Here is a 2,500-nt window from a genome sequence, read left to right as displayed (position 1 = left end):
GGTTCTCCGCGAAATCTATTGAGGTAGAGCGTCGGATGATTGCCGATGGGGGTAGAGCACTGGATGGGCTAGGGGGTCGCGAGATCTACCAAACCTAACCAAACTCCGAATACCATCGAGTCTAGTCCGGCAGACAGACGGCGGGTGCTAAGGTCCGTCGTCAAAAGGGAAACAGCCCTAACCTACAGCTAAGGTCCCCAAGTCGTATCTAAGTGGGAAAGCATGTGGGAATCCCAAAACAACCAGGAGGTTGGCTTAGAAGCAGCCATCCTTTAAAGAAAGCGTAACAGCTCACTGGTCTAAATAAGGGTTCCTGCGGCGAAGATGTAACGGGGCTAAAGATACGCACCGAAGCTTAGGGTTGCAGTTTACTGCAGCGGTAGCGGAGCGTTCCGTAAGCGAGTGAAGGCGAAGGGTAACCGACGCTGGACGTATCGGAAGTGCGAATGCTGACATGAGTAGCGACAAAGAGGGTGAGATGCCCTCTCGCCGAAAGACCAAGGGTTCCTGCTCAACGCTAATCGGAGCAGGGTTAGCCGGCCCCTAAGACGAGCCCGAAGGGGGTAGTCGATGGGAACCACGTAAATATTCGTGGGCCTGGAGATGTGTGACGGATCGCGGAAGTTGTTCATCCTTATCGGATTGGATGGGCAGCCAAGTGGTTCCAGGAAATAGCCTCTCCATATAGACCGTACCCGAAACCGACACAGGTGGTCAGGTAGAGTATACCAAGGCGCTTGAGAGAAGTATCCTGAAGGAACTCGGCAAATTGCCTCCGTACCTTCGGAAGAAGGAGGCCCTCTTTCTACGCAAGTAGTTGGAGGGGGCACAGGCCAGGGGGTAGCGACTGTTTAGCAAAAACACAGCACTCTGCTAAGTCGGCTTCAAGACGACGTATAGGGTGTGACGCCTGCCCGGTGCTCGAAGGTTAAGAGGAGGAGTGCAAGCTCCGAATTGAAGCCCGAGTAAACGGCGGCCGTAACTATAACGGTCCTAAGGTAGCGAAATTCCTTGTCGGGTAAGTTCCGACCTGCACGAATGGCGTAACGACTTCCCCACTGTCTCCAGGATATGCTCAGCGAAATTGAATTCTCCGTGAAGATGCGGAGTACCCGCGGTTAGACGGAAAGACCCCGTGCACCTTTACTGCAGCTTCAGAGTGGCATTAGGAAAGAGTTGTGTAGCATAGGTGGGAGGCTTTGAAGCGAGAGCGCCAGTTCTCGTGGAGCCATAGGTGAAATACCACCCTGCTGTTTTCTGATGTCTAACCACGCACCGTTAGCCGGTGTTGGGACCCTCTGTGGCGGGTAGTTTGACTGGGGCGGTCGCCTCCTAAAGAGTAACGGAGGCGCGCGATGGTAGGCTCAGGCCGGTTGGAAACCGGCTGCAAGAGTGCAATGGCATAAGCCTGCCTGACTGCGAGACTGACGAGTCGAGCAGAGACGAAAGTCGGTCATAGTGATCCGGTGGTCCCTCGTGGAAGGGCCATCGCTCAACGGATAAAAGGTACGCCGGGGATAACAGGCTGATGATTCCCAAGAGCTCATATCGACGGAATCGTTTGGCACCTCGATGTCGGCTCATCACATCCTGGGGCTGGAGCAGGTCCCAAGGGTTTGGCTGTTCGCCAATTAAAGTGGTACGTGAGCTGGGTTCAGAACGTCGCGAGACAGTTTGGTCCCTATCTGCCGTGGGCGTCGATACTTGAAAGGAGTTGCCCCTAGTACGAGAGGACCGGGGTGAACATACCTCTGGTGTACCTGTCATCCTGCCAAGGGTGCCGCAGGGTAGCTATGTATGGACGGGATAACCGCTGAAAGCATCTAAGCGGGAAGCCTCCCTTAAGATTAGGTATCTTCGAGTCGTCGTAGACCACGACGTTGATAGGCCGGGTGTGGAAGTGCGGTAACGCATGGAGCTAACCGGTCCTAATAACTCTGATCGCGCTTGATGAATCCCACCATCAACGACAGTCCTGCTGGTTCAGTACCGGCGCTGTTCGTTGACCGGACGGTCATCGCAGCCAGATCACCCACATCACTTAACAAGTGCATCGATTAATATGCGACACGCCTGCTTCATTGCTTGGTGGCCATAGCGTTTGTGACCCACCCGATCCCATCTCGAACTCGGACGTGAAACCAAACAGCGCCGATGGTACTAACGCTCAAGCGTTGGAAGAGTAGGACGCCGCCAGGCATTGTAGCCGGCGTGAGCGCAAAAAAACCCATTCACAAAACCCCCAAAGCCGCTGCCGGTCCTACCGAGCGGCGGCTTTTTGGTCTCTCGGGTCGCCACAAGCGCCCCAGGACCAGGGTATCCTTCCGAGGCACACAGGCTTCGCAAGGCCAAGTCGACACATGTCGACGCTGGACCTTGAGGTACCCAATGCAAGGTGACGCGGGGTGGAGCAGTCCGGTAGCTCGTCAGGCTCATAACCTGAAGGTCGTTGGTTCAAATCCAACCCCCGCAACCACCGCCATAGAACTTCTCAACGCAG

General features: G+C 55.2%; 1 tRNA gene and 2 rRNA genes (1 of these 3 cut by a window edge). All 3 read left to right on the top strand.

The features are described 5' to 3' along the window. Positions 1 to 1,952: ribosomal RNA gene (locus A9D15_RS11250) — 23S ribosomal RNA — on the top strand (it extends 837 nt beyond the left edge of the window). 132 nt (positions 1,953 to 2,084) lie between these two features. Beyond that, positions 2,085 to 2,199 (top strand): 5S ribosomal RNA (rrf, locus tag A9D15_RS11245). Between the two features lie 200 nt (positions 2,200 to 2,399). Continuing rightward, positions 2,400 to 2,476: transfer RNA gene (locus A9D15_RS11240), tRNA-Met, on the top strand. Positions 2,477 to 2,500 lie beyond the last annotated feature (24 nt).

Source organism: Croceicoccus pelagius, from assembly GCF_001661915.1.
GTDB classification, from domain to species: Bacteria; Pseudomonadota; Alphaproteobacteria; order Sphingomonadales; family Sphingomonadaceae; genus Croceicoccus; species Croceicoccus pelagius.
The sequence above is the reverse complement of the archived record's forward strand: the minus strand, read 5'-3'. Positions and strand labels throughout refer to the sequence as shown.